We start from the raw sequence: 5,567 nt of genomic DNA, 5'->3' as shown, positions 1-5,567 counted from the left end.
CCTGGCGGCGCGCCTGAAGCAGCTGCGCGTGGAACGGGGCTGGTCGCTGGACCAGCTGGCGAAGGCGAGCGAGGTCAGCCGTGCCACCCTGTCGCGCCTGGAAAATGGCGAGGTCAGCCCTACCACCCACGTGCTGGGCAAGCTGTGCGCCGCCTATGGCCTGGCCATGTCGCGCCTGCTGCGCATGGTGGAAGACGATTTTCCGCCCCTGCTGCGGCGGGCCCAGCAAAGCGTGTGGACGGACCCGGATACCGGCTTCATCCGCCGCGCCGTCTCGCCGCCGTCGCGCGCCTTGGCGGGCGAAGCGCTCGAATGCGAACTGGCCGCGGGCGTGCGCATAGCCTATGCGGCCTCGCCCCGGCCCGGCATGGAACACCATCTGCTGCTGCAAGAAGGCAAGCTGCGCGTGACGGTCGATGGTCAAGCGCACGACTTGCTGCCCGGCGACTGCCTGCGCTACCAGCTGCACGGCGCCAGCGCCTTTGTCACGCCGCCCGACAGCGGCGCCCGCTATTTCCTGTTCATCGTCTGAGGCCGCCATGCTCCCATCACTACGACTGTTCACGCCTGCCGATATCGCCGGGCGCCTGCCGGAACTGGGCGCCTTGCTGCAGGCGTGCGTGCACGACGGCGCCAGTATCGGCTTCATCCTGCCTTTCGGCGTGGCGGCCAGCCAGGCATTCTGGACGGACAACGTCTTGCCGGCCGTCGCGCGCGGCGTGCGCCTGCTGCTGGTGGCCGAAGTGGACGGGCGGGTGGCGGGCGCCGTGCAGCTGGACTGGGACACCAATCCCAACCAGGCGCACCGGGCCGAAGTGCGCAAGCTGCTGGTTGCCCCCGCGCTGCGCCGGCGCGGCATCGCCCGCCTGCTGATGCAGGCCGTCGAGGCCGAGGCGCGCCGCCTGCCGCGCCGCCTGCTGACGCTCGATACGCGCAGCAGCGACCACGCGGAGCCCCTGTACCTGTCGCTGGGCTATGCGGTGGCGGGCAGCATTCCCGCCTATGCGCTGGCACCGGCCGGCGACCGGCTCGATGCCACCACCATCATGTACAAACAGTTATGAGCCGCAGGCACGCATGAGCCGCAGGCACGGCCGGCGCCTTGCGGCTGCCGGCGGCGTGGGGAACTCAGGCCTTGCGCCGTGATCTGACGGCAGGAGGGCGCGTCCGGCCCAGGGCGGGCGCGGGGACGGCCTTGCCGTGCGCGGCGGCAAGGCTGATGCCCGCCGCCGCGCGCAGGGGCGCCGTCGCCTGGAGCGCTGCGGGGCCCGCTTCGTTGCCCAGCCGGAAGATGCCCACCGTGCCCGACAGTTCTGCGGCGCGCTGCTGCATGCCGGCCGCCGCCATCGACGCCTGCTCCACCAGCGCCGCGTTGTGTTGCGTCACCTGTTCCATCTGTACGATGGCCGCGTTGACCTGCTCGATGCCGGACAGTTGCTCGCCGCTGGCCATGCTGATTTCCCCCATGATGTCCGTGACGCGGTGCACGCTGGCGACGATTTCGCGCATGGTGGCGCCCGCCGTATCGACGAGCCGCGCCCCCGCGTCGACGCTGTCGACGGAGTCGCCGATCAGCTGCTTGATTTCCTTGGCCGCGCCGGCCGAACGCTGCGCCAGGGTCCGCACTTCGGCGGCCACGACGGCAAAGCCCCGTCCCTGTTCGCCCGCGCGCGCCGCCTCCACGGCCGCGTTCAGGGCCAGGATGTTCGTCTGGAAGGCGATGGCATCGATGACGCCGATGATATCGACGATCTTTTTCGAGGATGCATTGATCGAGCTCATGGTGTCGACCACTTGCGCCACCACCGTGCCTCCCTTGCCGGCCACTGCGGCGGCCGATTGCGCCAGCTGGTTGGCTTGCCGCGCGTTATCGGCATTCTGCTTGACGGTGCCCGTCAGCGCCACCATCGAGGCGGCCGTCTGCACCAGCGAACTGGCTTGCGCCTGCGTGCGCTGCGACAAGTCCAGGTTGCCGGCGGCAATGTCCTGCGAAGCGCCCGCGATGTCCTGCGTGCCGCCCCGCACCTCGCCCACGATGGTGATCAGGCTGGCATTCATTTCCTTCAGCGCCTGCAGCAGCTGGCCCACTTCATCGGCGGACTCGACGCGGATATTGCCGCTCAGGTCGCCGCCGGCCACCTTGCGCGCCACCTTCACGGCGTGTCGCAGGGGCCGCACGATGCCGCTGCTGATGAACCATGCCGTCGCCAGGCTCAGCACGCCGCCGACGACGCCCAGTGCAATGATCAGCACGCTCGTATCGTGTGCCCGTCGTATCGCCGCACCGGCGGCCGCGCGCATCTGCGCCGATTGCGCCGCGATCTGCCCATCGATGCGGGACAGGTCGGCCGGCTGGCCGGCCTGCGCCTGCGCGCGCTGGGCGTGCAGCTGCTCGATGCGCGCATAGCGCTGGTTGACGCTGCTGTCGATTTCGCCGCTCACCGTGGCCAGCTGCCAGGTGCTGATGGCCACCACCACGGCCAGCAGCAGCGACGCGAGCAGAAAGCCGGTGGTCAGGCGCACACCGATGCGTATGTTTGAAATATTCATGTCCCCTCAGCTTGATCCCGTGGTGGTACAGCCCATGCAGGCGGCATGGCGCGGCAGCGTGCCCCTGAAGTTGCTGGGGTGAAATGAGTGTAGCAGCGCGGTACTAAGTAATCTATAAATATTTCCATATTGGAATTTCTTGCTGCTTATTCAGCAACAGCGCCGGCCACGCCCCCACGCCCGTGTCGGCGCGCATGACGGTTCCCAATCAGGAATTTTCCTACCCATCACGGCGGGATCGTCCGACTAGCCATTTCGCCCGTCGCGCCTACACTCCAGTCCTGCGCCGCCGCCAGCACCGTTGCCGGCGGCGCAGGCGACCGGAGACGGATGAATGACGAGGGAGGCAGAGATGGCAAATATACAATCGGGAACGGAAGGAAGCGTGCGCGCGGAGCTGGCGGCCATGCGCCTCAATGCGCTGGACTGGATAGCGATGGTGCTGCTGATCGTGGGCGGCTTGAACTGGGGCCTGGTGGGGCTGTTCGATATCGACGTGGTGGCGCGCATCCTGGGCGTCATGAGTACGGCGTCGCGCAGCGTGTATATCCTGGTGGGCCTGGCTGCCCTGTATTCCATCTACCTGTGCGTGCGCAAGCTGCCCGCCAAGCCTTAGGGGAAGGCGCATGCCCGTCGGTGCCAAGCCCAAGCGCGAACGCGAATTCAGGAAGCTGGAGCAGGAGTTCAGACAGGAAGGACGCTACCCGGGGCGCGAGGAAGAAGTGGCGGCCCGCATCGTAAACAAGCAAAGGGCCGAGGCGGGCGAAACGGCGGACGCGCGGGCGGCGGGCCGGCCCCGCAAGGCGGGCCAGGCCGCAGGACTGCCGCTGCCCATCGACGGCTACCAGCACCTGACGGTGGCGCAGATCCGCGGCAAGCTCGCGGGCCTGTCTGCCGCCCAGCGGCGGCGGCTGCGCGCGTACGAGGCGGCGCACAAGAAGCGCAAGGGCGTGCTCGCTGCCCTGGCGGATCGGGATTGAGTTGCCGCGAATCAGATGAGCTGGAAATGGCGGGCGGCGGGCAGGAGCAGCAGGGCGGCGGCAAAGGCCAGCACGAAGCGGCCCCGCAGCGCCCCGGCACGCCAGGCGATGGCCAGCATGGCGAACAGGCATGCCAGGGTAATGCCGGCCGTCGCCGGGGCCAGCCACGCCGGTATGGCGATGCCGGCCATGGGCGCCAGCCATGGCAGCGTCAATGGCAGGAACAGCAGGCACAGCAGGCAAGCCAGGAGCCAGCGATAGCCGGCAAGGCGGGAGGCCACGGAAGTGGCGGCAGGGGAAGAAAAAGCGTGCATGTGATTGTCCAGGGTTGTGTCAGCTTGCGGCCAGCCGCTCCTGAGCGGGGCCGTCATCATGATAATGGCATCATGGCAATGGCATCATGATAACGCCATTGCGTGACGTGGCCATGACACGCGGCGTCAGGGGCTGGCCTTGACGCTTGCGCCCGCCGTGAATAGAGGCGAGGGGCAAGGGGCGAGGGGCGTGACCGCGTGGGTGCGTTGCTGCGGGCTTACTGCGTGCGCAGATAGGCGAGCAGGTCCGCCACTTGCTGCGCATTGCCGATGCCCCAGAAGCGCATCTTGTTGCCGGGAACGACATCGCTGGGCGCCTTCAGGAAGGCGGCCAGCGTGGGTTCGGTCCACACGAGATTGGCGTTTTGCATGGCCGCCGAGTACTTGTAATCCGTGGTGGCGCCCGCCTTGCGGCCGATCACGCCCGTCAGCTTGGGGCCGAAGCCGCCGCGCGCGGAAGGTCCGACCTGGTGGCAGGAGGCGCATTTGCGAAATGCCGCCTTGCCCGCCACGGCATCGCCCTTGAGGGCGGCGGGGGCGGCGGGCGCAGGTGCTGCCTGGCTGGCGCCGGCGTGGGCCAGCAGCGCTGCCGTGGCAAGCGCGCAGGCGTGTGCCAGGCGATGGGGGAACGGGAAGGACAAGGGTAAGGTCATCGGCGAGACAGGCATGCAAGGGAACATGCCATACGGGGCAAGGAAGGGGGCATTTTACAGCCAGGCATCAAAACCTGCCGGCCGGCGCGCGCGGCGCTGCCGAAAACTGCTTGGGGGCACCTTGAGCGTGCGCATGCCTGCGCCATGGGGCCGGAGGCTTGTGCCATGAGGCTGGAGGCCTGGGACCTGCACTGCCAGGCGCCGCTAGCGCTTGCCGCCTTGCGCGCCCAGCGCCGCCATGGCGGAGGCAAACACGATGCAGCCGATGGCCAGCCACTGCGTCAGGCTCAGCAGCTCGCCCAGCACGGCCATGGCGGCCAGCGCGCTGACGGCCGGCGCCGCGCTGCTGAACATGCCGAACACGCCTTGCGGCAGGCGGCGCAGGGCAAAGATTTCCAGCGAATACGGCAGGGCGCTGGAGAGCATGGCGATGGCCAGGCCCAGCAGCGCAATGGACGGCGCCAGCAGGGCCGTGCCGGAATAGGCGACGCCGATGGGCACCGTCACCATGGCCGCCACCGTCATGCCCCAGGCGACGGCCTGGCCGCCCTGCAAGGTCGAGGCGCGCTTGCCGAAGATGATGTACAGCGCCCAGCACAGGGCCGCCCCCAGCGCGTACGCCACGCCGACGGGGTTCAGGCTGCCCGGGCTGCCCTGCAGCGGCAGCAGCAAATACAGGCCGAACGCGGCACAGGCCACGGCGAACAGGTCGCGCGGCCGCCGCGACGACAGCATGGCCACGGCCAGCGGCCCCGTCACCTCGATGGCCACGGCAATGCCGATCGGTATCAGCGCAAATGCGCGGTAAATCAGCAAGTTCATCAGCCCAAGCACGGAACCGTAGACGAGCAGGTTCAGCACGTCCTTGCGCGTCAGACGGAAGCGCCAGGGGCGGAAGATGGCCAGCAGAATCAGGGCCGAGAAGCCCACCCGGTACGCCGTGATACCCTCGACACCGATGACGGGAAACAGGTTTTTCGCGATGGCCGCCCCCAGATTGACGGAAATCTGCCCTCCCAATACGGCCAGGGAAGGGAGCAATATGCTGTCGGGGAGGGGGGAGGTCGAGG

General features: G+C 68.5%; 8 protein-coding genes. 4 read left to right on the top strand and 4 right to left on the bottom strand.

Translation table 11 applies throughout. The features are described from left to right. Position 1 precedes the first annotated feature (1 nt). Positions 2-532: a helix-turn-helix transcriptional regulator gene (locus tag EBS11_RS27870; protein ID WP_290608696.1), complete on the top strand. Its 531-nt coding sequence runs from the start codon at positions 2-4 to the stop codon at positions 530-532. A gap of 7 nt (positions 533-539) precedes the next feature. Then, positions 540-1,064, top strand: coding sequence for a GNAT family N-acetyltransferase (locus EBS11_RS27865; RefSeq protein ID WP_290608694.1), 525 nt, complete (start codon positions 540-542; stop codon positions 1,062-1,064). Positions 1,065-1,128: 64 nt separating this feature from the next. On the opposite strand, the gene EBS11_RS27860 is transcribed toward EBS11_RS27865, so the two are convergent. After that, the gene (locus tag EBS11_RS27860; RefSeq protein WP_290608692.1) at positions 1,129-2,550 is read right to left on the bottom strand and encodes a methyl-accepting chemotaxis protein; all 1,422 of its coding nucleotides are present in this window, start codon (positions 2,548-2,550) and stop codon (positions 1,129-1,131) included. A gap of 406 nt (positions 2,551-2,956) precedes the next feature. Here EBS11_RS27860 and EBS11_RS27855 point away from each other — a divergent pair, with 406 nt between their 5' ends. Then, positions 2,957-3,166: a DUF378 domain-containing protein gene (locus EBS11_RS27855; RefSeq protein ID WP_365956368.1), complete on the top strand. Its 210-nt coding sequence runs from the start codon at positions 2,957-2,959 to the stop codon at positions 3,164-3,166. A 10-nt stretch (positions 3,167-3,176) separates the two neighbouring features. Next, the gene (locus EBS11_RS27850) at positions 3,177-3,530 is read left to right on the top strand and encodes a hypothetical protein (protein ID WP_290608688.1); all 354 of its coding nucleotides are present in this window, start codon (positions 3,177-3,179) and stop codon (positions 3,528-3,530) included. 11 nt (positions 3,531-3,541) lie between these two features. Here the strand turns inward: EBS11_RS27850 and EBS11_RS27845 are convergent, their stop codons facing one another. From EBS11_RS27845 to EBS11_RS27835, 3 genes are all read right to left on the bottom strand, one after another. After that, on the bottom strand, positions 3,542-3,844 hold the full coding sequence (locus tag EBS11_RS27845; RefSeq protein ID WP_290608686.1) for a hypothetical protein: 303 nt from the start codon (positions 3,842-3,844) through the stop codon (positions 3,542-3,544). A gap of 218 nt (positions 3,845-4,062) precedes the next feature. After that, a complete protein-coding gene (locus tag EBS11_RS27840; protein WP_290608684.1) occupies positions 4,063-4,512 on the bottom strand; it encodes a cytochrome c family protein in 450 nt (149 codons plus the stop codon). 189 nt (positions 4,513-4,701) lie between these two features. Then, positions 4,702-5,517 (bottom strand): EamA family transporter, encoded by an 816-nt coding sequence (locus EBS11_RS27835; protein WP_290608698.1) that lies wholly within the window; start codon positions 5,515-5,517, stop codon positions 4,702-4,704. Between the last annotated feature and the right edge of the window lie 50 nt (positions 5,518-5,567).

Origin of the sequence: Janthinobacterium sp. (assembly GCF_009923995.1) — a bacterium.
Taxonomy (GTDB): Bacteria; Pseudomonadota; Gammaproteobacteria; order Burkholderiales; family Burkholderiaceae_D; genus Janthinobacterium.
The sequence above is the reverse complement of the archived record's forward strand: the minus strand, read 5'-3'. Positions and strand labels throughout refer to the sequence as shown.